The sequence below is a fragment of the Planobispora rosea genome (assembly GCF_014648175.1).
Taxonomy (GTDB): Bacteria; Actinomycetota; Actinomycetes; order Streptosporangiales; family Streptosporangiaceae; genus Planobispora; species Planobispora rosea.
The window spans coordinates 13,255-40,115 of the sequence record NZ_BMQP01000056.1 but is presented as its reverse complement, the minus strand read 5'-3'; the positions used below and the strand labels follow the sequence as shown (position 1 = coordinate 40,115).

Sequence of the window (26,861 nt, the reverse complement as noted above, 5' to 3'; positions counted from 1 at the left end):
CTCCGAGTGCTCTCGTTGCGGCGCTCCGGAAGCATATAGGCACAACCTTCCGTTCACCTAATCGGCGGCCGTACGGCTCGCGCCCGTCACCCGGGATGCGAGCCGTGCGCGCGATCAGGCCGGGGTGGCATCGGGGTCGTCGTCGCTCTGGACCGGCTCCGGCAGGGTGCCGGCGTTGTGCTCAAGCAGGCGCCAGCCCTTGCGCCCCTCCTCCAGCACCGACCAGGAGCAGTTGCCCAGGCTGCCGAGGGCCGGCCAGTGCTGCTGTGGCAGGCCCATCAGCATGGCGATGCCGAGCCGGATCGCGGCGCCGTGGGAGACCACGACCAGCAGCCCGTCGGGGCTGATCTGCTCGGCCCAGCGGCGCACCGCCGCCGAGACCCGCTTGGCGACGTCGCCGACGTCCTCACCCCCGGGGGCCTCCCAGGCGGCGAACTCCCGGGGCCAGCCCGCGGCGATCTCCTCGCGGGTGAGCCCCTCCCATTCACCGCCGCCGCGCTCGCGCAGATCCTCGTCCACGGCCACGTCCAGGCCGGTGAGCTGGGCCAGCGCCTGGGCGGTGGCGGCGGCCCGCTGAAGGTTGGAGGAGACGATGAGCTCGGGGCGGAGCGTGGTGAGCATCGAGGCGGCACGGGCCGCCTGCGCCATGCCGGTCTCGTCCAGAGGGATGTCGGTGTGACCCTGGAAACGGCGCTCGACGTTCCACAACGTCTGCCCGTGCCGCAGGCACAGGACACGGCGGCTCATGCTCCGTCCTCTCCGGGCGCCGGGACGGCCGAGCCCACCGGGCCGCCGTGCGCGGCCCCGAGGTGCCCTCGCCTCACTGCACGTCCCCCGGGCCGGTCGGCCGGGCGCGCTGCGCGGCCACCTGGGTCACGCTGTCGGGCAGGGAGATGGACGGGCAGTCCTTCCACAGCCGCTCCAGGGCGTAGAAGGTGCGGTCTTCCTCGTGCTGGACGTGGACGACGATGTCGACGTAGTCCAGGAGCACCCAACGGCCCTCACGCTCGCCCTCGCGGCGGACGGGCTTGGCGTCGGCCTCGATCCGCAGCCGGTCCTCGATCTCGTCGACGATGGCACGGACCTGACGGTCGTTGGTGGCGGAGCAGAGCAGGAAGGCGTCGGTGATGACGAGCTGGTCGCTCACGTCGTAGGCGAGGATGTCGTCGGCCAGCTTGTCCGCGGCCGCCTCTGCGGCGATCCTCACGAGCTGGATGGATCTTTCGGTTGCTGTCACGGTGTGGGTTAGTCCTCCGATAGTCGGCCCTGTCATTCCAAGGATCGCTCCTGGGAATGCCCGCTGTGGCCCGTATTGAAGAGCGGGCACGAGTACAACGCCTATGGTGTGCCACCCGATTCCGCACCGCAATCGCGAATCGGCGGCCCGCGACGGCCCCGCGACGGCTCGGGGACCTTTTCACGGCCGGCCGGCGGGCTCCCGTCACCGGCCGTCGGGCTCTCATCAGCGGTTTCCGGCCGATCCGCGCACCACGACGCCGAGCAGCCGGTCACCCGGCACGTAACCGCAGTGCCGTGAATCATACGAGTGGTCGGCGTTGTCTCCCGACACGACCAGGCAGCCGTCGGGCACCGTCGTCCCGGGTACCCGCTCCAGCGCGGCGAACCCGTCCCGGGGCACCGGGTCACCGGGGGCCGCCGCCACGCGCTTGATGCTCCACGACTTCCCGGCCGCGAGGTCCCAGCCCTCCGGGAAGGCCAGCCCGACCACGACGACCTGACCGGCCCGCACCGCGGTGACCGGGACCCGCCGGACCCACACCCGGTCGCCGGAGCGGTAGGCAGGCTCCATGCTCGGCCCGTGTACGGAGACCACCACGTACCGGCGGCGGACCCACACCAGGCCCCCCGCCACCGCCGCCAGGCACGCCGCCACCGCCGCCACCGGCGCGGCGGCCCTCATTTCAGGGACCCTTCCGGTCGCCGCGCCGTCTCCTCGGAGTAACCCTGCGCCTGCAACCGGAACAGGCGCGCGTAGGCGCCGTCCGCGGCGACGAGTTCGTCATGGGTCCCCCGCTCGGTCACCCGGCCGTCCACGACCATGGCGATGACGTCGGCGTCACGGACGGCGCCCAGCCGGTGGGAGATGAGCAGGCTGGTACGGCCCGCGCGGATCTGACGCAGCCGGGTGTGGACCTCGTACTCCGCCTCGGCGTCCAGGCCCGCGCTCGGCTCGTCCAGGATCATGAGGTCCCGGGATGCGCGCAGGAAGGCGCGTGCCAGCGCCACGCGCTGCCACTGCCCGCCGGACAGCACCACCCCGGTCCGCGCGTCGGCCCGGTCGGACTCGCTGAAGAACATCCGCGTCAGGAGGGTGTCGTACCCCAGGGGAAGTCCGCTGAGGGTCTCGTGCGCGCCCGCGCTCCGGGCCGCCGTCTCGACGCGCCCGGCGTCGCCGAGCGCGGTCAGGTCACCCAGTGCGATGTTGTCGGCGGCGCTGAAGTCGTAGGCCATGAAGTCCTGGAACACCGCGCCGATGCGCTCGCGCAGCCGTTCCGGGGACACCTGGCGGATGTCCACGCCGTCCCACAGGATGGCACCCTCGGTGGGGTCGTAGAAGCGGCACAACAACTTGACGATCGTGCTTTTGCCCGAGCCGTTGTGGCCGACCAGCGCCAGCACCCCGCCTGCGGGCAGGAACAGGTTGACTCCGCGGAGCACCCACGGATGCTCCGCGCTGTAACGGAACCACACATCCCGCAGCTCGATGCCGTGGCGCAGGGCGGGCGGGTCCCCGGGATCCGCGGGGACGGGCAAGTCCGGTCCCGCGTCCACCACGGCCGCGTAGTGGCCGAACATGAGCAGCTGCTGATGGCCGGTGGCCATGGCCCCCACCAGGGCGTCCAGGGCGCCCTGCACACCCACGACGGCCGCCACGAACATGGACACGTCGCCCACCGTGAGCTGCCCGCGGACGGCCGCGAAGACGGTCCAGGCCAGGCCCGCGCCCGAGACCCCCGCGGACAGCACGGTCAGAGCCGTCTGGATCACCAGTTCCCGGCGCTCCAGGCGGCGCCGGGCGTCGTTGGCGGCGGACCGGTCCGCGAGCATGCGCCCGCGCAGGAAGGCCCCCAGCCCGAAGAGCCGGACCTCCCTGGCGGCGTCCACGCTGGACAGCAGGTCGGCGTAGAAGAACTCGCGGCGTTCGGTGGGCCCGATGGCCAGCAGCATCTCCGCTCTGCGCCGCGAGAGCCGTACGGCCGTCAGCAGGGCCGGAATCGCCGCCACGAGCACGAGGACCGTGACGAGCGTGTTCATCAGCGCCAGCGAACCGACGAATCCGGCGAGGGTGAGCGCGCCGCGAGCGAAGCCGAAGGCCGAGTCGACCAGTTGCCCCGGCGAGCCCGCGCTCTGCTGGGCGAGCCGGAGCCGGTCCAGGAAGGCGGGGTCCTCCAGCCTGCCCACCCCGACCGACCGGTCCAGGGCGCGGAACAGTTCGTTCTGCGCCGCGAGGCCGATCCGGCGGTCCATCTCCGCACGCAGGTACTGTCCCGCCTGCGGCAGGGCCGCGGCGGCGAGCCCCACCGCCACCAGGCCGAGCACCGGCCCGGTGACCGCCGCGGCGGAACCGGCCGAGGCCAGCGTGTCCAGAGTCGCCTTGGTCAGCCAGGCGATCGTGATCGGGAAGGCGGTCGCCAGCAGGGTGACGGCCAGATGGCAGGTCATCGTCGCGGGCGCGGACCGGAAGGCGAGGCCCAGCGCGCGTACCGCCCCCGCCGCCGACACGCGGTGGCCGGGGCCCGTCATCTGTCGGCGGGCAGGGCCAGACGGGTGACGTCGCCCTCGGCCGCGACGATCGTGCCCTCACTGTCGACCAGGCAGAAGGCCGGGTACTCGCTGACGTGGAACGCCCGCGCGACCGGGCCGTCGTACCCGTCCTCGACGACGACCCTCGACACCGGCCGCAGGGCCTGCACCATCTCCTCCGACGAGTCCCCGCCGGCCACGATCGCCAGGATCAGGCTGCGGCCTCCGATGCGGTGGCGCGCGTGCTCCAGGAAGCCCGGTAGTTTCTCCAGGCACGGTTTGCATCCCGGGCTGAAGAAGGCCACCAGCGTCTCCCCCGACAGGACGTCCCTGGAGATCTCCTCCCCGTCGAGGGTCCTCGCCTCAAACGCGCCGACGACGGCGCCTGCCTCCGGCAGTCCCGTGGCGGGCATCGCACCACCGCCCTGCATGAGCTTCTCCAGGTGGGCGGTGTGCTCTCTCAGGCGGCGCACGACCCCCAGGGTGAGAAACAGGTCCAGCAGGCAGATCGCCCCCACCAGGAGGAGGGCGGCCCACATCACGGCCATCGCATGTTCCCTTCCACGCTCCGGCGGCCACGAGGCCCCGGGCCGAACAGCTCTCCCACGTCGTCCAGGCGGACGATCACCGCACCCAGCGCGATCGCCGCCCCGGCGGCCACCGCCAGTCCTCCCGCGTCGGCGGTCGCGAACCCGCCGGCACCGAGCGCCAGCCCCGTGGCGATCACGCCGAGGAGCAGGGCGTTGCGCACCAGATGCCACCGGCTCAGTTCCGCCGCCCCCCCGAAGCACCGGCACGCGGTGACGACGCGGCGCCGCAACGCCAGGGCGACGGCCAGGCCGAACACCGTCACCAGGGCGGCCGCGAGCACGAGCCCCGCCGTCCGCGCGGGGACGATGAGCATGACCACCACCGCGGCCTCGGCCGTCACGACCGCGACGGCGGCGAGCCGGGCGACGGCGGCGGGCACGGTCCGCGACGGGAGGAAGGCCCCCAGCAGCTTTCGCGTCGACTCCGCGAAGTCACGCCACTCCGCCCTCCGGAGCTTGCTCACAACGGAAACGGCGAAGACGAGACCGATAATAAAGTGACATCCGAAAGCGATGTATTCCACGCATGCCCTCCCGGCGCAGAAAAGGCCCCGTCCGGCGGAATTCCAGAGTCACCGTGCCCGCAAGGAGCACGGTGACCCTTTTTCGTTCGGCCGATTCCCTTAACAGGAAGCGCCGGTAAGGTTGCAGCCGGTACATGCGGCACCACTGAAACAGTGCTCGATGTAATAGCCCTCGACTGCGCGCGCACCCACAATCCTGCAACAACGCCGCCGGCACTGGCAGGGGCTCGCGGCCAGGGCCGTCGCCCTGGGAACCAGCTTCTCCAGCAGTCTGTCACCGAATCGCATCATCGCACCGGTCATCGACATCCACCTCCCCTCACGACCGACCAGCCTCAGAGAATCACACCGGCCCCCCCCGGTAAAGCAAATACAATAAATGATCCAATTCAAATGGGGAGCACACGGGATGACCGGCTGAAACACCCGTTCCCGATTCGGCGCCCTCACGATGCGTGCGGGACGCTCCACCGCCGCGCGGGGACGGCCTCCGGGTGCCCTTCTCGCGCGCTCCGGGCCGCCCGTAGGGTGACGGGCATGCGTTTTGGGGTGCTGGGACCGCTGGCCGTGTGGACCGACGCGGGAGACCCCGTGGTCATCCCCGGGCTGAAGGTGCGCGCGCTGCTCGCCGACCTGCTCGTGCACGAGGGGCAGCCCGTCTCGGCCGACCGGCTGGTGGACGACCTGTGGGGCGAGGAGCCGCCGGGAAACCCTGCGGCCGCGCTGCAGGTGCGCGTCTCCCAGCTGCGCAAGGCGCTGGAGGACGCCGAGCCGGGCGGCAGGAACCTGGTCGTCTCCCGCTCTCCCGGATACCTGCTGCGTCCCGATCCCGGCGCGGTGGACGCGACGCGTTTCACCGAGCTGCTGTCGCGGGCGGAGGCGGCCGGCAGCCCGCGCACCCGGGCGGAGCTGCTGACCGACGCGCTGGCGTTGTGGCGGGGACCGGCCTTCGCCGACTTCGCCGACGAGGAGTACACCAGGTCGGCGATCCTCCGGCTGGAGGAGCAGCGGCTGTCCGCGCTCGAACAGCAGGCCGAGGCCCGGCTGGAACTGGGAGAGCACGGCCTGCTCGTGGGTGAGCTGGGTGATCTGGTGGCCAGGCACCCGCTCAGGGAACGGCTGCGGGCGGTCCACATGCGCGCCCTCTACCGGGCGGGGCGCCAGGGCGAGGCTCTGGCCAGTTACACCGAGCTCCGCGAGCGCCTGGCCGAGGAACTGGGCCTCGACCCCGGCCCCGACCTGGTCACGCTGTACCAGGCCATCCTCGGGCAGGACCCGGCGCTGAGCGTTCCCGCCGAACGGCCCGTCACCAACCTGCCCGCCGCGGTCAGCAAGCTGATCGGACGGGACGGTGCCCTGTCCGAGATCCGCTCGCTGATCGAGGACGAGCGCCTGGTCACGCTCACCGGTCCCGGCGGCGTCGGCAAGACCCGGCTGGCGCTGGCGACCGCCGCCCGGCTCATGGACTCCTTCGAAGACGGCGCGTGGCTGGTGGAGCTGGACCAGACCCGCTCGCCGGCCGAGGCCGTCATGACCGCGCTCGACATCAAGGAGGACGCCGGCCCCGCCACGCCCGCCGACCGGCTGGCGGACGCGCTGCGCGCGAGGCGGCTGCTGCTCGTGCTGGACAACTGCGAGCACGTCGTCGAGCAGGTCGCCGAGCTCACCGAGCTGCTGCTGCGGGCCGCGCCGGGGTTGCGTGTCCTGGCGACCAGCAGGGAACCGCTGGCCGTGGACGGCGAGGTGTTGTGGAGCGTCCCGCCGCTGGACGTACCCTCCAGCGCGGACTTGACGGTCATGGCCAGGTCGGACGCCGTACGGCTGTTCGTGGCGCGGGCCGCGGCCTCCGCACGCGGGTTCGCGCTCGACGCGGGCAACGCGCAGGCCGTCGCCCAGATCTGCCGGCGGCTGGACGGGATCCCGCTCGCCCTGGAGCTGGCGGCGACGCGGGTACGGGCGCTCGGTGTCCAGGGCGTGGCGGCCAGGCTCGACGACCGGTTCAGGCTGCTGGCCTCGGGCCAGCGGGGCGCCCCGCAGCGCCAGCAGACGCTGACGGCGGTGATCGACTGGAGCTGGGAGCTGCTGACGGATGAGGAACGCCGGGTGCTGCGGCGGCTGGCCGTACACCGCGACGGCTGCACGATGGAGGCGGCCGAGGCGGTGTGCGGCGAGGACGGGCTCGACGTGCTCGACCTGCTGGCCAGACTGGTCGACCGCTCGCTCGTGGTGATGGCCGAAGGCCCGGCGGGCGTGCGCTACCGGCTGCTGGAGTCGGTGGCGGAGTACTGCCGGCGGAGGCTGGCCGAGGCGGGTGAGCTGGCTCCGGTACGGGATGCGCACCTGCGGTACTACCTGGAACTGGCCGTGGCGGCGGAGCCCGGACTGTACGGGCGCGAACAACGTGAGTGGCTGCTGCGGCTGGACGCCGAGGCCGCCAACCTGCGGGCGGCGCTCGGCGCGGCGGCCGGGCGGCCGGACGCGCTGACCATGGTGAACGCGCTGGCGTGGTACTGGTTCCTGCGCGGCAGGCTGGCGGAGGGCAGGCGGGAGCTGGAGGCCGCGCTTGCCGCGGCCGGGACGGACCCCGGCGGGGCGCCGGACGCGTCCGGCGGCGGCACGGGGACGGCCGGTGGCAGCGCGGACATCGCCGGTGACGGTGACCGCGACAGGGCCGATGACCGCGACAGGGCCGCGGCCTGGCACGCCGGGTTCGCGATGATGCTGGGCGAGGAGGTCGAGTGGGAGCCGGTGCTGGACCGGGTCCGAGACCCCGGGCAGCGGGCCAGGGCCGAGCTGTTCGTCGCCATGGCCGTACCCGACCTGCCGACCGCGCAGGAGCTGGTGGACCGGGCGCTGGTCACGTTCCGCGAGATCGGTGACCGGTGGGGCACCGCGGCCGCGCTGAGCAGGCGGGCCCGGGAGGCGTTCACCCGGCGGGACAACCAGGCGCTGGAACGCGACGCCGGGGAGAGCGCCCGGCTGTTCGCCTCCCTCGGTGACCGGTGGGGCCAGTTGCAGGCCACGGAGTGGCTGGCCGGGCTGGCGGAGGTGAGCGGCGACGGCGAGCGGGCCATGCGGCTGTTCGGCGAGGGCCTGCGCCTGGCCGAGGACCTGGGACTCTGGTCCGATGTGGCGCGGCACACGGGCTGGCTGGGATGGATCTCCATGCAGGCCGGTGCGTACGAGCGGGCCATGGAGTTCTGCGAGCGGGCCGGGAAGCTGGCCGCCTCCCAGGGATACCGGGAGGGCATGGTCATGGCCGAGATGGTCCTGGCCTTCTCCGCCCGCCGCGCGGGCCTGCTGGACCTGGCCGAAACGCACCTTCTCCACCTGCTGGACGGCGTGCCCAGGGGTCCGGAGGTCGAGCCCTCGCTGCACCTGCCGACCGTGCTCATCGAGCTCGGCTTCCTCACCGAGCTGCGCGGCGACCCGGCGGCGGCCCGGGAGCTGCACCTGGAGGCGCTGATCGCCGCCCAGCGCATCGGCGACCCCGGGACGGCGGCACTCGCTGTGGAAGGGGCGGCCTCCGCCGCGGCTGCCGCGGCCACGGCGTCCGCCGCGGCCTTCGCCGAGCGGGCGGCCCGGCTGCTCGGGCTGGCGGCCTCGTCCCGCGAGCTCATCCAGATACCCGCCGGCCCGTCGGAGCTCGACGACCTCGCGCGCGCCACGGCCCGAGCCCGCGACGTGCTCGGCGAGGAGGCGTTCACCGCCGCGTACGAGGAGGGGGCGAAGCTCAAGCTGGGCGACGCTCACGACCTGATCTGAAGCCGGCGGGCCTGTTCGACATGCTCGGCCAGGCGGTCGAAGAACTCCAGCCAGCCCGCCCTGGCCTGCTCGGCGTGCTCCTGATCGGTGTTCACCCCGAACTGGTGGAAGCGCATCTCCGTCGCGCCGTCCGCCTCCGCCAGGCTCAGCGTCACCACGGAGGCGGGCCCGTCACCGGGGCTGTCGGGGTCACCGGTCGTGAAGACCAGCCGCTCAGGCGCCGCGACCTCCCGGTATGTCCCGGTCAAGGTGACCTCGAACCCTTCCTCCCCCACCAGCGTGGCCCGCCATGCCCCGCCGGGCCGTACGTCCAGGACGATCCGCCCGACGGGCGTGGCCAGCATGCGGGGACCGAACCAGCGGGAGAAGCGCTCGGGCTCGGTCCACGCGGCGTACACCAGCTCGCGGGGCGCGTCGAAGGTTCGGTTGATCTCGTATTCGGCGGTCTGGGCCATCGTCGTGTCCTCTGCTTGCTCGGTTGCGATGGCTCCACAGTGCTCGACCGGCCTTAAGATCCCCTTCCTCCGCCCTTACGACCGGTCCGGCACACCGTGCCGACATCGAAAGCGCGCTCCGGTGACCGTGACCGGGGAGGATCCGTATGCGGATGGGCAGCCAACTACGTCGTGCAGATCCGCCCTGACTGGACCAAGGCGTCCGACGACGTCCAGATCTTCGCGCGGCTCGGCCTCGCGTACAGCGAACACGTGATGAACATGGTCGACATCGCGGAGGGATACAACGCGCTGCACGCCGACGACGCCGCCGAGATCTCCGAGCAGCTCCGCCGCTACAACATGCAGGCGCACTGCCTGAGCGGGGTAACCGCCAAAAGTCTGTGGCCCGCTCTCGGCTACTCGTCCAAGAACCTCAAGCGCCTGCTGGACCTGGCTGCGGCCAGCGGCGGCGTCAGGGGCAAGTCCGGCTGGATCGGCAAGGGTTCCAACCTGGCCTACTGGACCAAGCGGGGCTACTCCACCGGCGACCCCGAATCCTGCAACACCTGGACCGTCCCCTCCGGCAAAGTCTCCTGACCCCTCGCCCCGCTGCCACCCCTCCGCGGCGACGATCCCTCCCGGCCGGCGGGAACCGGGTTCGTCCTGGAGCGCCGTGAGGACCGCTCCAGGCGACACAGACCACGACGGTTCCCGTCTCCGGGTGGAGCCGCATGCGCAGGGGTTCAGGGTCATCTGGTCCATGGACGGAACGGCTCCGGTCACGTGAAGGACCGGTGACCTTCACCTCCGGCGGATCTGGGCGGTCTCAGATCTCCTTCGCGTAGTCGGCACGCGGCTGGACGACGCCGGGTCCGCCGGTGTGCGGTGTCGGCACGTAGCCCTCGGCAGGGGCCGGAAGCGCATCGACACAGGCGGGCGAGCAGGCGTTGACCAGGAGCGGCAGCACATCGGTGCCGACCGGCAGGGAGATCCAGACCTGGTGGAGCCCGGCTTCGGTGATCGGCCGGTCGCAGACACCGCATGCCCGGATCGCATCGGCGCCCCACACCTTGGGGTCGAGGCCGCTGACGTCGAGGTCATGGGTCGACGCCCTGCCCGGCTGGAGCGGAGGGAACGGCGGCCGGATCTTGACGTTGCCGTACAGCGAGCGGGTGCTGACCGTGCTGGCCCTCAACCGCCGGCATCGGGTCAGCTCGTACGGAAACCAGTGCAGGCGGTTCGAGGTGTAGGGGGTGAACTTCTGCAAGCTGGTCATCGCGCCGATCTCCGGTGGGATCCGCACCAGGTTGCTGCCGTAGAGCATCAGGTGCTTGACCTCGGTGAGCTTGGCGATGGTCGGCGGCAGGGTGATGATCTGACGTCGTTCGTCCGGACTGAGCTCGGCCAGCGGCCGGAACTCCTCCCGGCCGTCCGCCGCCGCTTCCTCCACCAGCTCAAGCAAGCGATGCCATGCGGCAGACGCCGTGTCCTGACGCTGGCCGTGGAAGCGCACCACATGCGGCGGACGGACCTTGTACTGGTCGAAACACCGGCAGATCTCTTTACTGGTCACACGTCCACTTTCGCCTACCACGTCGGCTCCTCAACTCCGCCGGGAGCGACGGCCCTCCCCGAAGGACGGCGGCGGAAGCCCGGGTCAGGCGTCCTTGTCCAGGTAGAGGCCGCGCTTGTTGATGTACTGAACGATGCCGTCGGGGACCAGGTACCAGATGGGCTCGCCCGCGGCGACCCGTTCCCGGCACTCCGAGGAAGAGATGGCCAGGGCCGGGATCTCCAGCAGGCTGACGCGGCCCGCCGGCAGGCCGGGGTCGTGCAGGTGGTGGCCGGGGCGGGTGGCGCCCACGAAGTGGGCGATGGTGAACAGCTCGTCCACGTCGCGCCAGCTCAGGATCTGGGAGAGGGCGTCGGCGCCGGTGATGAAGTACAGCTCCGTCTCCGGGCCGTAGAGTTCGGCGATGTCCCGCAGGGTGTCGATGGTGAAGGTCGGGCCCGGGCGGTCGATGTCCACCCGGCTCACCGAGAACCTCGGGTTGGACGCGGTCGCGATGACCGTCATCAGGTAGCGGTCCTCGGGCGCGGAGACCACCTGGTCGGCCTTCTGCCACGGCCGGCCGGTCGGCACGAAGACGACCTCGTCAAGATCGAAATGATGGGCGACCTCACTTGCGGCGACCAGGTGGCCATGATGGATCGGGTCAAAGGTTCCCCCCATGACGCCCAGACGACGCTTTCCCCGGCTGATCGGCGCGTTCATCATGGAACGGACCATACGCGCAAGCCGTACAGAGGTTTTAACCGCCCCCCGCGCGTGACAGGCGTCTCCGACGTAGCATGCCGGACATGACCACCACCCCGGATCGCAACCGCGTGCAGCTTCCCGGCATCAGTTCCCGTGCCTATGAACATCCCGCCGACCGGTCCGCGCTGGTCGCTCTCCGTTCGCTCAGCGGGTTCGACACGGTACTCAAGCAGATGTCCGGCCTGATCAGTGAGCGCCGTCTGCGCCTGATCCGTCTCGCTTCGTCGGTGCGCACGAGCGACACCCAGTTCCGTGCCCTGCACGACATGGGCCGTGACGCGGCCTACGTGCTCGATCTCCCCCGCATCCCGGAGATCTACGTCCAGCAGAACCCCATGGCCCAGGCCATGGCCATCGGCTTCGACGACCCGTTCATCGTCGTGAGCACCGGCCTGCTCGACCTGATGGACGAGGAGGAGCAGCGCTTCGTCATCGGTCACGAGACCGCCCACATCCTGTCCGGCCACGCGGTCTACCGCACCATGCTGGTCATCCTCACCAACCTGGCCCAGCGGGTGGCCTGGATCCCGCTGGGATACATCGGCCTGCGCGCGATCGTGGCGGGCCTGGAGGAGTGGCACCGCAAGTCCGAGCTCTCCGCCGACCGGGGCGGCCTCCTCGTCGGCCAGGACCCGGAGGCGGCCCTGCGCGCGCTGATGAAGCTCGCCGGCGGCTCGCGCCTGCACGAGATGAACATCGAGGCCTTCCTCGACCAGGCACGGGAGTACGACACGGCGGGCGACGTCCGCGACGGCCTGCTGAAGGTCCTCAACCTGCTGGGCACGACCCACCCGTTCGCCGTCTCCCGCGTCGCCGAGCTGGACAGGTGGCGCCGCAGCGGAGAGTACGAGACCATCCTCCGCGGCGAATACCCCCGCCGCGCCGACGACGCCAACGCCAAGGTCAGCGAGGAGGTCAAGGCCGCCGCCCGTTCCTACCGCGAGTCGTGGTCGCAGTCGCAGGACCCGTTCATCGGCGTGCTGCGCGACGTGGCCGAGGGCGCGGTCAACGCGGGCGAGCGCATCTTCAACCGTTTCGCCCGGCGCGATAACTAAGAGCGATTTCCTTCACCAGAAAGGTCTGAGAGTTCAGCTCTCGGACCTTTTTGCGTATTTATATGGATTGCTCTACTGTGCCGGGCCATGAGAATCCGTATGATCGCCGCCTTGACGGGGCTGGCCGGTCTCCTCCTGACGGGCACGGCCCACGCCTACCCGATCAAGGACGAAGCCCTGACGAAGAACGAGCTCTACTCCTCCGGCAAGCTCGCCGCGACCACCTGCGAGGAGCCCGCGGTCAAGGACGGCGACGCGGCCTCGGTGCGGAAGTACTGGACCGGGATCCAGTCCTGCCTGAACACCGCCTGGAAGACCCACCTCACCGAGGCGGGACTCCCGTTCAGCACGCCGGTCCTGAAGTTCGGGAAGATCCCGAAGAAGTTCTGCGACTACGACATCGACAAGGACAACTCGATGTCGTATTACTGCCCGGAGTCGAAGACCGTCTACGTGCAGATCGGCAAGGACTGGCTCGAGGACACGAACGACCTCTGGCTGTTCGACCTCGCGAGCGCGATGTACGGCTACCACGTTCAGAACCTCGTCGGCATCGACAAGGCATTCCAGGCGGCGCCGTACGCGAACAAGAACGAGATGAACGAGCAGATCCGGCGGCAGAGTCTCCAGGTCAACTGCCTCAGCGGCGTGTTCCTCCGAAGCGTCTGGCCCTCCCTGGGACGGACGGCCAAGGATTGGAAGCTGCTGGAGAGCGGTCTGAAGGACAGCGGCGACGCCAAGGGTGAGGCCCGCGTCTACGGCAAGGGCAGCAACATCGCCTACTGGACCAAGCGCGGCTACACCACCGGCGACCCCGCCTCCTGCAACACCTGGACCGCCTCCACCTCCAGGGTCGCCTGACGCCTCCTCCGGACCCGCCGGGTCACGTCCGCGTGATCAGAGGACCAGCGCGACGATCCGTACGGCCGCCGCGCACAGGGCGACGAACCCGCCGAGGACGGCCAGCGCCCGCAGCCCTTCCTTGCGCAGCTCGGGCAGGCCGGAGCCGACCCGTTCGACCTCACGGCCGATGATCCCACCGCAGACGACCCCGAACACGACGCCCGCGACGGCGACCGGGGCGGGTCGCTGCCACCAGTCCGGTGGCAGCGACCCGCCCAGCGTCAGCCAGAGCGCGATGGCCGCCAGCCCCGCCGCCGGCAGCCCCGGCCAGACCACGGCGGTCGCGAGCGCCCCCGCGAAGGTCACCGGAAAGCCCAGAACCCGCAGGGCCCCCCGGACCCGGGCGGACCTGCGCTTCCTGACCAGCCAGTGACCGGCCCACCCGGTGCGGGCCAGGACGGCGAACAGCCCGGTCACCGCGAAGGTCGCCGGCGGCCAGATCACCGAGGCCACGACGCAGGGCACCGCCAGCAACGCCAGCACGATCAGCGCCATGTTCCCCGCGGGCAACGGTCCCGCCGGGAGGGCGGGCGCGGCCTCGGCGGCCAGGGCGCTGTCCGCCTGCCGCCCCCGGGGAACCGCCCGTGCGGCTCTCGTCCCCGCACCGGAGGGATGCCGCGTCTCCTTCGCCTCGGCTCCCGCCGCCCGGCTCTCCGGCTTCGGCCTGTTCTCCGTCTTCGCCCCGGATTTCCGGCCTCCCGCCCGCTCCGGTCCCGTCTTCTCGCCCGCGGACCTGGCCGGCTTGGCCCCGGCGGGCTTGACGGCAACCGGCTTGACCGCGGCGGGCTTGGCACCGGTGGGCTTGGCACCGGTGGATTTGGCGCCCGCGGGCTTCGCCGGGGACGGCTCGGCGGGAGCCGGTTTCCTCGCGACCCTGGTGGCCGCCCTGGGGGGCGGCGGCTGCACGAGGGCGGCCCTGGCCAGGCGGGACAGCCGGGCGGCCAGAAGGGCCGCGGTGGGGCGCTTGGCGGCCTCCCGGTGGAGGGCGGCGCGCACCAGCGGCAGGAGCGCCGCCGGGACGCCCGCGAGGTCGGCCTGACCGTTCAGGACGGCATACATCTGCGCCTCGGCCGTCCCCCCGGCGAAGGTGGGACGGCCGGTGGCGGCGAAGGCCACGGTGGCGGCCCAGGCGTGCACGTCGGCCGGCTCGCCCACGGGCTCGTCCGCGAACAGCTCGGGGGCGGCGTAGCCGGGGGTGCCCAGGAAGGCGCCGGTCACGGTCAGGCGGGTGGCGTCCAGGACCTGGGCGATGCCGAAGTCGATCAGGACGGGCTCGCCGGACGTGCCGATGAGGACGTTGGCGGGCTTGAGGTCGCGGTGGACGACCCCGGCCGCGTGGATGACCGCCAGCGCCGACGCCAGTCCCTGGGCCAGGATGATCAGGTCGGCGCCCTTCAGCGGGCCGCCGCGCCGTACCCGCTCCAGGAGGGTGTCGCCCTCGATGTGCTCCATGACCAGGTAGGGACGCTCACAGGTGAGGTCGGCGTCGACGACCCGGGCGATGTAGGGGCTCTCGACCCGGCGCAGCGCGCGGACCTCGCGCTCCAGGCGGATGCGGGCCTCGGAGTCGGCGTCGATGGCCTCGTGGAGCATTTTGAGCGCGACGTTCTCCCCCCGGCGGGTGGTGGCGAGGTAGACCTCGCCCATACCGCCCTTGCCGAGGCGTTCCGCCAGCGTGTACGGACCGACGCGCCCGAGCCTGCCCACCCGCCCTCCACCCATAGGGGATCACACACTAGCGGGTGGATACGGCGAATCCCCGATGGCGCGCCGTACGCGCAGAGATCGACTACAGAGATCGGCTTGGGAAACAGAGCGGGCCGACCCGTGGAAGGACCGGCCCGCGGAAGGGCCCTAGCGCCGGCCCGCGAGCTCCCGATCCGGCAGGACCAGCAGGCTCTCCAGCTCCGCCACGGGCTCGTCCTCCAGGTCCGGGATCCCCTTACGCCTCCAGTTCACGTGTCCCCGGCTCTCCAGGAACAACATCAGCCGGTCGGCGCCGAACAGCACCACGGCGGCGGAGGACAACGCGATCACGATCTCCATGCGGGCCAGTCAATCCACACGCGCCGGACCCCGGGGGGACGACACGCGGTCACATACCCTGAGCGGCGAGACGCTTTACCAGATCATCGATGAACCTGCGGAGTACGAACCTGACCATCGGCCCCTGCCCGGGAAGGCGTCCGCGGAAGCGGGATCTCCAGCGGATCGTGGTCCCGCCCCCGGGGATCGGCTCCAGTGTGACGTCGGCCCGGTAGTCCCGGACCGGGACGCCCTCCAGCAGTTCGTAGGCGAAGTGCCGGGAGGCGGGGTCGAAGACGACCACCCGCTCCCGGGTGATCTTGCGCCCGCGCCGGAGGAGCCGGACCGCCCCGACGCCGTCACGCTCGGGGGCGCCGGGACGCTCCAGCTCCGCCGCGTCGAAGGCGGCCCACCGGGGCCAGGTGGAGACGTCCGTCAGGACCGCCCAGAGACGGTCGGGCGAGGCGGGCGAGTCGTGCGTGATATCGATGCGCTGTTCGGCCATGCCCCACTGATATCCCGCCCGCCTTGTGTCCCGCTTGCCGCGGGCTGCACCCCCTACTTGCCGCAGGCCTCGCCCTCGCAGGAGGCGATGACGGTGCCCGTCGAGGTGCGCAGGTGGCCCTCGCCGGTGTAGACCCACTTGGTGGAGGTCAGCTCCGGCAGGCCCATCGGGCCGCGTGCGTGCAGCTTCTGGGTGGAGATGCCGATCTCCGCGCCGAAGCCGAACTCGCCGCCGTCGGTGAAGCGGGTGGAGGCATTGACCGCCACGGCCGCGGAGTCGACCAGCGCCACGAACCTGCGGGAGGCGGTGACCGACCGGGTGACGATCGCGTCGGTGTGGGAGGAGCCGTACTTCCTGATGTGGGCGACCGCGTCCTCCAGGGAGTCGACCACGGCGGCGGCGATGTCCAGGGAGAGGTACTCGGTGCCGAAATCCTCCTCGGTCGCCGGGACCACGGCGTCGCCGTAGGCGGCGATCCGCTCGTCGCCGTGCACCGTCACGCCCGCCTCGGCCAGCGCGGCCAGCGCGCGCGGCACGAAGGCGTCGGCGACGGCGGTGTGCACCAGGAGGCTCTCGGCCGCGTTGCAGACCGAGGGCCGCTGCGCCTTGGCGTTGAGCAGGATCTCCAGCGCCAGGTCGAGGTCGGCCTCGGCGTCGACGTAGACGTGGCAGTTGCCCACGCCGGTCTCGATGACCGGGACCGTGGACTCCTCCACCACCGAGTTGATCAGCGAGGCGCCGCCGCGCGGGATCAGCACGTCGACCAGGCCGCGGGCCTTCATCAGCGTCTTGACCGACTCGCGCGTCTGCCCGGGCACGAGCTGTACGGCTCCCGCCGGCACCTCGGTGCCCGCCAGCGCCTCCTGCATGATCTTCACCAGCGCCGTGTTGGAGGAGTAGGCGCTGGAGGAGCCGCGCAGCAGGGTGGCGTTGCCGCTCTTGAGGCAGAGCGCGGCGGCGTCGACCGTGACGTTGGGGCGGCCCTCGTAGATGATGCCGATCACGCCGAGCGGCACCCGGAGCTGACGCAGCTCCAGCCCGTTGGGCAGGGTGTTGCCCCGGATCACCTCGCCGACCGGGTCGGGCAGGTCGGCGATCTGGCGGACGGCGTCGGCGATGGCCTCGATCCGCCCGACGTCCAGGGTGAGCCGGTCGATCATGTACTCGGAGGTGCCGTTCTCCCGGGCCCTGGCCACATCGACGGCGTTGGCCTCGATGATCTCGGCGGACCTGGCCACCAGCGCGTCGGCGATCGCCCGGAGCGCGGTGTCCTTCGGCGCCCGCGGCAGCGGGGCCAGCTCGGCGGCGGCCTCCTTAGCCGCCAGGGCTACCTTCAGGAAATCGGGCTCGGAAATCTCAGAAGTCGGTATGAGATTTCCCGGCGAAACGGCCATTTCGTGCTCCATGGGCGGGAACTAGTGGGTGGGCTCCAGTATGACGATGTCGTCACGGTGGATGAGTTCGCGTTCGTATTCCGGACCGAGGCTGCTGGCCAGCTCCCGGGTGGAGCGGCCGAGCAGGCCCGGGATCTCCGCGGCGTCGAAGTTGACCAGCCCGCGGGCGACCACGTGGCCGTGCGGCCCGCACAGGTCCACCGGGTCCCCGGCGGCGAAGTCGCCCTCCACCGCGGTGACCCCGGCCGGCAGCAGCGACTTGCGGCGGGCCACGACGGCCTCGACCGCCCCGCCGTCCAGGTGCAGGCGGCCGCGGCCGGTGGTGGCGTGGGCCAGCCAGAGCAGCCGGGTGCCGGGGTGGCGGCCGCCCGGGTGGAAGTAGGTGCCGACGTCGGCGCCCGCGATGGCCTGGGCGGCGTGCGCGGCGGCGGTGAGCACGACCGGCACGCCCGCGCCGGTGGCGATCCTGGCCGCCTGCACCTTGGTGACCATCCCGCCGGTGCCGACCGCGCCGCCCTTGCCCAGCTCGACCCCGACGAGGTCCTCGGGGCCGCGGACGTCGCCGAGCCGGCGCGCGCCGGGGCGGCGGGGGTCGCCGTCGTAGAGGGCGTCCACGTCGGACAGCAGCACCAGGGCGTCGGCGCGGATCAGGTGGGCGACCAGCGCGGCGAGCCGGTCGTTGTCGCCGAAGCGGATCTCGTCGGTGGCCACCGTGTCGTTCTCGTTGACCACCGGGACGATGCCCAGCTCCAGCAGGCGGTTGAGGGTGCGCTGGGCGTTGACGTGGTGCGCGCGGCGCATCATGTCGTCGGCGGTGAGCAGCACCTGGCCGACGCGCAGGCCGTACCGGGCGAAGGAGGAGGTGTAGCGGGCGACCAGCACGCCCTGGCCGACGGAGGCGGCGGCCTGCTGGGTGGCGAGGTCGCGGGGGCGGGCGGACAGGCCCAGCGGTCCGAGCCCGGCCGCGATGGCGCCGGAGGAGACCAGCACGATCTGCGTGCCGGTCTTCCGCCGGGCGGCCAGCACGTCGACCAGGGCGTCCACCCGGTCGACGTCGATCATCCCCTGCGGTGTGGTCAGCGAGGACGAACCGACCTTCACGACGAGGCGTGAGGCCGTGCCGATCCGGTCACGGGCGGAGGTCGCCGGGGTCACAGGGACGCACCTTTCACGGGGGCCTGGATGAAGTCTCGGGAGACGATGGGCGGGGGCGGGCTATCCGAGCCGGTTGTCCGTGCCGCGCGGGCCCTGGTGAACGGCCTCGGCGTTGAGGGTGGGCTGCCAGTCGAAGACGTAGCCGCCCTCCATCGAACCGATGATCACCTCGGCGCCGGCCGTGGCACCGGCCTTGGTGAGCTCCTCCTCCACGCCGAGGCGCTCCAGCCGGTCGGCGAGGTAGCCGACGGCCTCGTCGTTGGTGAAGTCGGTCTGGCGGATCCACCGCTCCGGCTTGACGCCGGTGACCTGGAAGGTGTTCTCGCCGACCTTCCGTACGGTGAACCCGGCGTCGCCGAGCTGCCGCGGTTTGATCACCAGGCGGGTGGGCTCGGGGGCGGGGGCGGCGGCGCGGGCCGCGGCGACCATCTCGCCCATGGCGTAGGTCAGCTCCTTGAGGCCCTCGTGGGTGGCCGCGGAGATCTGGAAGACCCGCAGGCCCCGTTCCTCCAGCATGGGCCGGACGATGTCGGCCAGCTCGCGGGCGTCGGGCACGTCCGCCTTGTTGAGCACCGCCAGCCTCGGCCGGTCCTCCAGCCTGCCGTACGCCGCCAGCTCGGCCTCGATCGCCTCGTAGTCGCTGATCGGGTCGCGGCCCGGCTCCATGGTGGCGCAGTCGATCACATGCACGAGCGTGTTGCACCGCTCGACGTGGCGCAGGAACTCGTGGCCGAGACCCTTGCCCTCGGACGCGCCGGGGATCAGACCGGGCACGTCGGCCACGGTGAAGACCGTGTCGCCCGCGGTGACCACGCCGAGGTTGGGCACCAGGGTGGTGAACGGGTAGTCGGCGATCTTCGGCCGGGCGGCGCTGAGCGCCGCGATGAGGGAGGACTTGCCCGCGCTCGGGAAGCCGACCAGCGCCACGTCCGCGACGCTCTTCATCTCCAGCATCACGTCGAGCGCGTCGCCGGGCTCGCCGAGCAGCGCGAAGCCGGGGGCCTTGCGCTTGGCGGAGGCCAGGGCCGCGTTGCCGAGCCCCCCGTGGCCGCCCTCGGCGATGACGTAGCGGGTGCCGGCGCCGATCAGGTCGACGATGACCTCGCCGGTGGCGGCGTCCTTGACCACGGTGCCGTCGGGGACGGGCAGGATGACGTCCTCGCCGTTGGCCCCGTCGCGGTTGGAGCCGGAGCCCTGCTTGCCGTTGTCGGCCTTGCGGTGCGGGCGGCGGTGGTAGTCCAGCAGGGTCGCGGTGTTCGGGTCGACCTCCAGGATCACGTCACCGCCGCGGCCGCCGTTGCCCCCGTCGGGCCCGCCCAGCGGCTTGAACTTCTCCCGATGCACAGAGGCGCAGCCATGTCCCCCGTCACCGGCCTTGATGTGCAGGATCACCTGATCCACAAAGTCCGGCATGTCTGCTTTCCTCCCCCATCTACGAGACCCCCCGCATCACCGCGGAGGTTCCCGCCCATCGCGGAATCACGGAGATTCCCGCTCATCGCGGGACCCGCCCGCGCGGGCGTCCCGCCTGTGTCCGGGGGCTCCGCCGTACGGTGGAACCCCCGCGTTTCCCGACCTTGCGCTCGAACCCGAACAGGGAACCCGGCGAGGGAACCCGGCGCTCGAACGCGAACAGGGGCGGACCGCTGAATGCGATCCACCCCTGTCGTCAACGTCTTCCGGCGCGGATCTACTCCGCGACCGGGACGATGCTCACCGCGCGGCGACCGCGCTTGGTGCCGAACTGCACGTGACCGGCGGTCAGCGCGAACAGGGTGTCGTCACCGCCACGGCCGACGTTGTCGCCGGGGTGGAAGTGGGTGCCACGCTGACGAACGATGATCTCACCGGCGTTGACCAGCTGGCCGCCGAAGCGCTTCACACCGAGCCGCTGGGCGTTGGAGTCACGGCCGTTCCGAGTGGACGACGCGCCCTTCTTGTGTGCCATCTCGCAAAACTCCCGAAACTCAGGCCTGGTTGATGCCGGTGATCTTCACCTGGGTGTACCGCTGGCGGTGACCCTGGCGCTTCTTGTAACCGGTCTTGTTCTTGTACTTCAGAATGCGGATCTTCGGACCCTTGGTCTCGCCGAGGATCTCGGCGGCAACCGTGAACCGGCCCGCCTCGGTGGTCACGTCGCCGTCGTTGACGACGAGCACCGTCGGCAGCGTAACCGTGGAACCGACCTCGCCGGCGACCTTGTCCACCTCGAGGACGTCACCGACGGAGACCTTCTGCTGCCTGCCGCCGCAACGAACGATCGCGTACACCGCGGAACCCTTCTTCTGACTACATGCTCGCTGGATGCTGCGCCCCGCATCCGGCTATGGTCACTGGTTTGACCGACGAACCGGGTAGGCGCGCGAACAGGGCGCGCCACGAGCGCACCGATTCACTAGGGTACCGGACGTCGGTGTCCTGGTCGAACCGGGCGGAACGTCGGGGGTGCCGGCGCAGCCGAAGCGCGCCGGCGATCGCCGGACCGGCTGGGATCCGTCCCGCAGGGCTCTCGCCCGCCGCGGGACGGACGCCTAGTCGGCCGGCTTGGCCTTGCGGGAGCGTCGCCGCCCCCGGCCGGAGGCCTGTGAGACCTGGGAGTCGTCCGCCTGACCGTCGTCAAGCGCATCGGTCACGGTATCACGTCCGGACGGGTCCCCGGCGGCGACGGCGGCCGACTCCTTGCCGGTCTTCTCCGCGACGGCCTTCTCGATGGCCATCTTCGCCTGGGTGCCGCGCGGCTCCGGCTTGCCCTCGACCGGCTCGGCCGAGATGTGCAGGCCGCGGCCGTTGCAGCACTCGCAGACGGTGGAGAAGGCCTCCAGCAGGCCCTGTCCGACCCGCTTGCGGGTCATCTGGACCAGGCCCAGGGAGGTGACCTCGGCGACCTGGTGCTTGGTACGGTCCCGGGCCAGGCACTCCAGCAGCCGCCGCAGCACCAGGTCCCGGTTGCTCTCCAGCACCATGTCGATGAAGTCGATGACGATGATGCCGCCGATGTCCCGCAGCCGGAGCTGGCGGACGATCTCCTCGGCCGCCTCCAGGTTGTTGCGGGTGACGGTCTCCTCCAGGTTCCCGCCCTGCCCGGTGAACTTGCCGGTGTTGACGTCGACGACGGTCATCGCCTCGGTCCGGTCGATCACCAGGGAGCCGCCGCTCGGGAGCCAGACCTTGCGCTCCATCGCCTTGGCGATCTGCTCGTCGATCCGGTAGGCGGCGAAGACGTCGCCGTCCTCGTCCCAGCGGGTCAGCCGGTCGGCCAGGTGCGGAGCCACGTAGCGGACGTACTCGTCCACGGTGGTCCACACCTCGTCGCCCTGGACGACCAGCGAGGTGAAGTCCTCGTTGAACACGTCGCGGACCACCCGGACGGTCAGGTCCGGCTCGGAGGAGAGCAGCTCGGGGGCGCTGGCCGTCTTGGCCTTGCGCTGGATGTTCTCCCACTGGGCCGAGAGCCTGGCCACGTCGCGGGCGAGCTCGTCCTCCGAGGCGCCCTCGGCCGCGGTACGGACGATCACACCGGCGTTCTCGGGCATGACCTTCTTCAGAATGCTCTTCAGGCGGGTGCGCTCCTTGTCCGGGAGCTTGCGGCTGATCCCGGTCATCGAGCCGTCCGGCACGTAGACCAGGTAGCGGCCGGGGAGACTGACCTGCGAGGTCAGCCGGGCGCCCTTGTGGCCCATCGGGTCCTTGGTGACCTGGACCAGGACGGACTGCCCCGACTTCAGCGCCGCCTCGATCCGCTTGGGCTGGCCCTCCATCCCGGCGGTGTCGAAGTTGACCTCGCCGGCGTACAGCACCGCGTTGCGGCCCTTGCCGATGTCGACGAACGCCGCCTCCATGCTCGGCAGGACGTTCTGCACCTTGCCGAGGTAGACGTTGCCCACGTAGGACTGGCTGGCCTCGCGGTCGACGTAGTGCTCGACGAGGACGTCGTCCTCCAGCACCGCGATCTGGGTGCGGCCTCCGGTCCGGCGGACCACCATCACCCGCTCCACGGACTCCCGGCGGGCCAGGAACTCCGACTCGGTGATGATCGGCGGACGCCTCCGGCCGAGCTCGCGGCCCTCCCGGCGGCGCTGCTTCTTCGCCTCCAGGCGGGTCGAGCCGCGCACGCTCTGCACCTCGTCCATGGAGGTGCTGCGTCCCGCACGGGGGGCGCGGATGCGCACCACGGTGTTCGGCGGGTCGTCCGGCGTCTCGCCGACCTCGTCGGAGCTGCGGCGGCGACGGCGGCGACGGCGGCGCGAGGTGCCCTCCTCGGCGGCGCCCTCCTCCTCGGCCTCGGGAGTCTCCTCCTCCGCCTCCTCGGCGGCGCCCTCCTCCTCGGTCTCCTCCAGGTCGCGCACCTTGCCCCGGCCGCGACCGCCCCTGCGGCGGCGACGGCGGCGCGAGCCGCCGTCCTCGCCCTCGGCCTCGTCGGTCTCGTCGTCCTCGGGCTCCTCGGCGGTCTCGATCTCCTCCGCCTCGGCCTCCTCCTCCACCGGAGGCTGCGCCGGGACGGGACGGGCCACGACCGGCTCGGCCCGGTGCGGGTCGGGGGCCTGGAACAGCGGCTGGAACACCGCCGCGGGCGCCTGGAACGTCACCGAGGGCACCTCGGCGCGTTCCTGGGCGGCCAGTCCGAACGGGTCGGCGAACAGTCCCCGGCGCTCCTCGACGATCTCCTCGCCGGCCGGTTCGTCGTCCAGCGGCTCGTCGGCGGGCATCGCCAGCAGCAGGGACGCCGCGACCTCCTCCGCCTCGGCGGTGGTCAGGTCCAGCGGCGGCTCCATCTCGACGGCCGTGGCCGGTGCAGGCTCGGGGGTCTCCTCCTGGGCGGCCTTCCTGCGCGAGCGGGTCCGTTTGGCGGGCTTCGCCGTCTCCGCGACGGGCTCCGCAGCGGAAGCGGCCGGCTCCGCGGCGGGCACGGCGGGCACGGTGGACTCCGCGGGCTCCTCGGCCGGAGCCTCCGCCGGGGCCGGCTCGGGGGCCTCCCCGGAGGCGGGCTCCGCCTTCTTCGCACGGCTGCGCCGGGTGCCGGCGGTCGTCTTGGCGGCGGCCTCCGCCGGAGCGGCCTCCCCGGAAGCGCCCTCCGCGGAAGCGCTCTCCCCGGCGGTCGTCCTGGCGGCCGCCCTGCGGCGGGTGGCACGCTTGGGCGGCGCCTGCTCACCGGCAGGCGGTGTCTCCCCACCGGCCGCGGGCGCGTCGGCCTGAGCCTGTACGGCCTGCGTCACCGGCGCGGCGACCGCTTCCGGCTGTGCGGCCTGCGCGGTCGCCGGGGCGGGAGCCGGCGCGGGCTCCGGGTCCTCCGGCGGGGGCCCGGCGGGCCGGCTGGCGGCACGCCGCCGGCGCGCGGGCTGAACTGGCTGTTCCGTTATGTCCCCAGCAGGGCCGTTGGCCCCGACGTTGGGCTCGTTGTCGAGCATGCGGGCGCTCTCCCGTCAGCTCCCGGGCGCGTCTCCGCGCCGCGCGGGAGCTCTCGTCTCTCGCTGTCCACCGGGCCGGGGCCCGGCGCAAGTCCTATAGGTCGCCGACGACGTACTCGCTCACCGGTCCCGTTTCGCCGCCGCGCGTCATGTCGCGGTCCAGGTCGAGCGGGTCGGCGGGCGCACCGGTTCGCGGGTCCAGCGGCCCCTGCGCCAGCCTGGTCACCTCGGGTGGTGACGGCGGCGCGAAGTCGGCCACGAGACGCAATCCAGTGAGAACGTCGTCGGGTCGGACGGCAGGAACTGCGTGCCGTACAACCATGCGAAGTATGACACATGACTGACTGGACGCCTGACCTGCTGTTGTCTCGCTCCCTTCGGGCATGTGGAGGCTCAGCACCGCTTCCCGCGCGTCGAAGCGGCGCATCCCCTTCTTCGTCAGGCGCTCCACCTCGATGCGGTCGGCCGCGGTGAACTGCTCGATCGCCGTCCTGGCCAGGACGGGATCGGCCCCGGGCAGCCGTACCTGCCACACCGAGCACTCCAGCCGGTCGGCCAGGCTCCCGGATCCCGCCTCGACGACGTCGAGCACGTCGAGGCCGGGCGGGAGCGAGGCGTCCAGAGCGGCGCGGAGCCGGTCGGGATCGCACTGCCTCGTCACGCTGATCTCGAGGTACTCGGCCTCGCTGGCGACTCCGGTCGGAGCGGCCGATCCCACGTAGGAGATTCTCGGGTGCGGCGAGAAGCCCGCGCTGAAGGCCACGGGGACATCCGCACGCCGTACCGCGCGTTCGACGGCCCGGGAGATGTCACGGTGGCTGGTGAAGCGCAGGCGTCCACGCTTGGCGTAGCGCACGCGCAGGCGCTGTGCCACGGGCGCGGGCGCGGGCCCATCGGGAGCGGGTTTCAGAGTGGTGTCTTCCTTCCCAAATCATGACCGTCACCTTTCGGATATGCCGTGCCTGAACACGGCGTATCCGTGACAACGGCCGGTGTCGAAAGCTTCTTCCCCCGGCCGGGCGTACCTGACGCCGGTCTTCGCCGGAGAATCCTCCCGGAGGCCGCGCCGTCCTCCGGCAGGAGGCGGCGCGACCGCCCGGGCGCTACACCACGGTGAGCGGCAGGAGCTTCTTGCCGGTCGGGCCGATCTGGATCTCGGTGCCCATGGTCGGGCACACGCCGCAGTCGTAGCACGGGGTCCAGCGGCAGTCCTCGACCTCCACGTCGTTGATCGCGTCCTGCCAGTCCTGCCAGAGCCACTCGCGGTCGAGCCCGGCGTCGAGGTGGTCCCAGGGCAGGACCTCGTTCTCCTCGCGCTCGCGTGTGGTGTACCAGTCGACGTCGACGCCCGCCTTGGCCGCGGCGTCCATCCAGCGCTGGTAGGAGAAGTGCTCGCTCCAGCCGTCGAACCGGCCGCCGTCCTCCCACACCGCGCGGATGACCCCGCCCACCCGGCGGTCGCCCCGCGACAGCAGGCCCTCCACGATCGAGGGCTTGCCGTCGTGGTAGCGCATGCCGATGGCCCGGCCGTACTCCTTGTCGCCGCGCAGGGCGTCCTTGAGCGCCTTGAGCCTGCGGTCCACCGTCTCGTGGTCGGCCTGGGCCGCCCACTGGAACGGCGTGTGCGGCTTGGGCACGAACCCGCCGATGGAGACCGTGCAGCGGATGTCGCGGGACCCGGTGGCCTCCCGGCCCGCCTTGATGACCTTCCTGGCCAGGTCGGCGATGCCCAGGACGTCGGCGTCCTCCTCGGTCGGCAGCCCGCACATGAAGTAGAGCTTCACCTGCCGCCAGCCCTGGGTGTAGGCCGTGGTGACGGTCCGGATGAGGTCCTCCTCGGTGACCATCTTGTTGATCACCTTGCGCATGCGCTCGGAGCCGCCCTCCGGGGCGAAGGTCAGGCCGGATCGGCGGCCGTTGCGGGAGAACTCGTTGGCCAGGTCGATGTTGAAGGCGTCGACCCGGGTCGAGGGCAGCGAGAGCGAGGTGTTGGTGCCCTCGTAGCGGTCGGCCAGGCCCTTGGCGATGTCACCGATCTCGGAGTGGTCGGCGCTGGACAACGAGAGGAGCCCCACCTCGTTGAAGCCGGACGCCTTGACGCCCGCCTCGACCATGTCGCCGATCGTGGTGATCGACCGCTCCCGCACCGGACGGGTGATCATCCCCGCCTGGCAGAAGCGGCAGCCGCGGGTGCAGCCGCGGAAGATCTCCACGCTGAACCGTTCGTGCACGGTCTCGGCCAGCGGGACCAGCGGCTTCTTCGGGTAGGGCCACTCGTCCAGGTCCATGACGGTGTGCTTGTGCACCCGCCACGGCACGCCCGGCCGGTTCGGCGCGACGCGCCGGATCCGGCCGTCGGGGTGGTAGTCGACGTCGTAGAACTTCGGGACGTATACCCCGCCCGACTCGGCCAGCCGCATCAGCAGCTCGTCGCGCCCGCCGGGCGAGCCCTCGGCCTTCCACTCGCGGACGACCTCGGTGATCGCGATGGCGATCTGCTCCCCGTCGCCCAGCACCGCGGCGTCGAGGAAGTCGGCGATGGGCTCGGGGTTGAAGGCCGCGTGGCCGCCCGCGAGCACGATCGGGTCGTCGTCACCGCGGTCGGCCGCCACCAGCGGGATGCCCGCCAGATCGAGCGCGGTCAGCATGTTGGTGTAGCCCAGCTCGGTGGAGAAGGAGACGCCGAACACGTCGAACGCCCGCACCGGCCGGTGCGCGTCGACCGTGAACTGCGGGACGCCCTCGGCGCGCATGAGCGCCTCCAGGTCGGGCCAGACCGCGTAGGTTCGCTCGGCCAGCGTCTCCGGCATCTCGTTGAGGATCTCGTAGAGGATCTGGACGCCCTGGTTGGGCAGTCCCACCTCGTAGGCGTCGGGGTACATCAGAGCCCAGCGGACCGTGGCCTCGTCCCAGTCCTTGACGGTCGAGTTGAGCTCACCCCCGACATACTGGATCGGCTTCTGCACCCTGGGGAGCAGGGCCTCCAGGCGGGGAAACAGGGACTCGACAGGCATGGAA

General features: G+C 71.6%; 24 protein-coding genes. 4 read left to right on the top strand and 20 right to left on the bottom strand.

What is annotated here, in order from left to right:
- Positions 1–114: 114 nt before the first annotated feature.
- The 6 genes from IEZ08_RS35475 to IEZ08_RS35450 all read right to left on the bottom strand — a co-directional run bounded on the left by IEZ08_RS35475 (position 115) and on the right by IEZ08_RS35450 (position 4,879).
- Complete coding sequence (locus IEZ08_RS35475; RefSeq protein ID WP_068925668.1) at positions 115–747, bottom strand: histidine phosphatase family protein; 633 nt, start codon at positions 745–747, stop codon at positions 115–117.
- A gap of 73 nt (positions 748–820) precedes the next feature.
- Positions 821–1,237: a ribosome silencing factor gene (gene rsfS, locus IEZ08_RS35470; protein ID WP_068925670.1), complete on the bottom strand. Its 417-nt coding sequence runs from the start codon at positions 1,235–1,237 to the stop codon at positions 821–823.
- A gap of 225 nt (positions 1,238–1,462) precedes the next feature.
- Positions 1,463–1,921, bottom strand: coding sequence for a S26 family signal peptidase (locus tag IEZ08_RS35465; RefSeq protein ID WP_068925672.1), 459 nt, complete (start codon positions 1,919–1,921; stop codon positions 1,463–1,465).
- Positions 1,918–3,765, bottom strand: coding sequence for an ABC transporter ATP-binding protein (locus IEZ08_RS35460; RefSeq protein ID WP_068925675.1), 1,848 nt, complete (start codon positions 3,763–3,765; stop codon positions 1,918–1,920). Before IEZ08_RS35460 ends, IEZ08_RS35465 begins: the two co-directional genes overlap by 4 nt.
- Positions 3,762–4,313, bottom strand: a complete 552-nt coding sequence (locus tag IEZ08_RS35455) for a TlpA disulfide reductase family protein (protein WP_068925677.1) — start codon at positions 4,311–4,313, stop codon at positions 3,762–3,764. Before IEZ08_RS35455 ends, IEZ08_RS35460 begins: the two co-directional genes overlap by 4 nt.
- On the bottom strand, positions 4,304–4,879 hold the full coding sequence (locus tag IEZ08_RS35450; RefSeq protein ID WP_084780536.1) for a MauE/DoxX family redox-associated membrane protein: 576 nt from the start codon (positions 4,877–4,879) through the stop codon (positions 4,304–4,306). The genes IEZ08_RS35455 and IEZ08_RS35450 overlap by 10 nt, the downstream gene beginning before the upstream one ends.
- 537 nt (positions 4,880–5,416) lie before the next feature.
- On the opposite strand from IEZ08_RS35450, the gene IEZ08_RS35445 reads away from it, so the two are divergent.
- Complete coding sequence (locus IEZ08_RS35445) at positions 5,417–8,644, top strand: AfsR/SARP family transcriptional regulator (protein WP_068925681.1); 3,228 nt, start codon at positions 5,417–5,419, stop codon at positions 8,642–8,644.
- Here the strand turns inward: IEZ08_RS35445 and IEZ08_RS35440 are convergent.
- A complete protein-coding gene (locus IEZ08_RS35440; RefSeq protein ID WP_068925683.1) occupies positions 8,629–9,099 on the bottom strand; it encodes an SRPBCC family protein in 471 nt (156 codons plus the stop codon). The two genes, IEZ08_RS35445 and IEZ08_RS35440, sit on opposite strands and share 16 nt — an antisense overlap.
- A 171-nt stretch (positions 9,100–9,270) precedes the next feature.
- Between IEZ08_RS35440 and IEZ08_RS35435 the strand changes: the two genes are divergently transcribed.
- Positions 9,271–9,678, top strand: coding sequence for a neutral zinc metallopeptidase (locus IEZ08_RS35435; protein WP_068925685.1), 408 nt, complete (start codon positions 9,271–9,273; stop codon positions 9,676–9,678).
- A 229-nt stretch (positions 9,679–9,907) separates the two neighbouring features.
- On the opposite strand, the gene IEZ08_RS35430 is transcribed toward IEZ08_RS35435, so the two are convergent.
- Positions 9,908–10,654 carry a hypothetical protein gene (locus IEZ08_RS35430; RefSeq protein WP_203863656.1) on the bottom strand — a complete coding sequence of 249 codons (747 nt, stop codon included), beginning with the start codon at positions 10,652–10,654 and terminating at the stop codon, positions 9,908–9,910.
- An 84-nt stretch (positions 10,655–10,738) separates the two neighbouring features.
- Complete coding sequence (gene nadD / locus IEZ08_RS35425) at positions 10,739–11,359, bottom strand: nicotinate-nucleotide adenylyltransferase (protein WP_176728578.1); 621 nt, start codon at positions 11,357–11,359, stop codon at positions 10,739–10,741.
- Between the two features lie 74 nt (positions 11,360–11,433).
- Between nadD and IEZ08_RS35420 the strand changes: the two genes are divergently transcribed.
- Together IEZ08_RS35420 and IEZ08_RS35415 are read left to right on the top strand one after the other, a co-directional pair.
- Positions 11,434–12,456, top strand: a complete 1,023-nt coding sequence (locus tag IEZ08_RS35420) for a M48 family metallopeptidase (RefSeq protein ID WP_176728579.1) — start codon at positions 11,434–11,436, stop codon at positions 12,454–12,456.
- A gap of 87 nt (positions 12,457–12,543) precedes the next feature.
- Positions 12,544–13,317 carry a neutral zinc metallopeptidase gene (locus IEZ08_RS35415; RefSeq protein WP_084780537.1) on the top strand — a complete coding sequence of 258 codons (774 nt, stop codon included), beginning with the start codon at positions 12,544–12,546 and terminating at the stop codon, positions 13,315–13,317.
- Positions 13,318–13,353: 36 nt separating this feature from the next.
- Here IEZ08_RS35415 and IEZ08_RS35410 read toward each other — a convergent pair whose 3' ends face one another.
- From IEZ08_RS35410 to IEZ08_RS35360, 11 genes are all read right to left on the bottom strand, one after another.
- Positions 13,354–15,066, bottom strand: coding sequence for a serine/threonine-protein kinase (locus tag IEZ08_RS35410; RefSeq protein WP_189243907.1), 1,713 nt, complete (start codon positions 15,064–15,066; stop codon positions 13,354–13,356).
- 147 nt (positions 15,067–15,213) lie between these two features.
- Complete coding sequence (locus IEZ08_RS35405; protein ID WP_068925693.1) at positions 15,214–15,405, bottom strand: hypothetical protein; 192 nt, start codon at positions 15,403–15,405, stop codon at positions 15,214–15,216.
- Positions 15,406–15,454: 49 nt separating this feature from the next.
- Complete coding sequence (locus IEZ08_RS35400; RefSeq protein ID WP_068925694.1) at positions 15,455–15,889, bottom strand: SRPBCC family protein; 435 nt, start codon at positions 15,887–15,889, stop codon at positions 15,455–15,457.
- Positions 15,890–15,942: 53 nt separating this feature from the next.
- Positions 15,943–17,283 (bottom strand): glutamate-5-semialdehyde dehydrogenase, encoded by a 1,341-nt coding sequence (locus IEZ08_RS35395; RefSeq protein WP_189243906.1) that lies wholly within the window; start codon positions 17,281–17,283, stop codon positions 15,943–15,945.
- Between the two features lie 21 nt (positions 17,284–17,304).
- Positions 17,305–18,438, bottom strand: coding sequence for a glutamate 5-kinase (gene proB, locus IEZ08_RS35390; RefSeq protein WP_218061748.1), 1,134 nt, complete (start codon positions 18,436–18,438; stop codon positions 17,305–17,307).
- Positions 18,439–18,498: 60 nt separating this feature from the next.
- The gene (gene obgE / locus IEZ08_RS35385) at positions 18,499–19,851 is read right to left on the bottom strand and encodes a GTPase ObgE (RefSeq protein ID WP_068925698.1); all 1,353 of its coding nucleotides are present in this window, start codon (positions 19,849–19,851) and stop codon (positions 18,499–18,501) included.
- A gap of 277 nt (positions 19,852–20,128) precedes the next feature.
- Complete coding sequence (gene rpmA / locus IEZ08_RS35380; protein ID WP_068925700.1) at positions 20,129–20,386, bottom strand: 50S ribosomal protein L27; 258 nt, start codon at positions 20,384–20,386, stop codon at positions 20,129–20,131.
- A gap of 19 nt (positions 20,387–20,405) precedes the next feature.
- Entirely contained in the window at positions 20,406–20,708 is a 303-nt protein-coding gene (rplU, locus tag IEZ08_RS35375; RefSeq protein ID WP_068925702.1) for a 50S ribosomal protein L21, read from the bottom strand.
- Positions 20,709–20,969: 261 nt separating this feature from the next.
- Positions 20,970–23,843 (bottom strand): Rne/Rng family ribonuclease, encoded by a 2,874-nt coding sequence (locus IEZ08_RS35370; RefSeq protein ID WP_189243905.1) that lies wholly within the window; start codon positions 23,841–23,843, stop codon positions 20,970–20,972.
- 94 nt (positions 23,844–23,937) lie between these two features.
- Positions 23,938–24,717, bottom strand: coding sequence for a TIGR03936 family radical SAM-associated protein (locus IEZ08_RS35365; RefSeq protein WP_189243904.1), 780 nt, complete (start codon positions 24,715–24,717; stop codon positions 23,938–23,940).
- Between the two features lie 229 nt (positions 24,718–24,946).
- Positions 24,947–26,857, bottom strand: coding sequence for a TIGR03960 family B12-binding radical SAM protein (locus tag IEZ08_RS35360; RefSeq protein WP_189243903.1), 1,911 nt, complete (start codon positions 26,855–26,857; stop codon positions 24,947–24,949).
- Positions 26,858–26,861 lie beyond the last annotated feature (4 nt).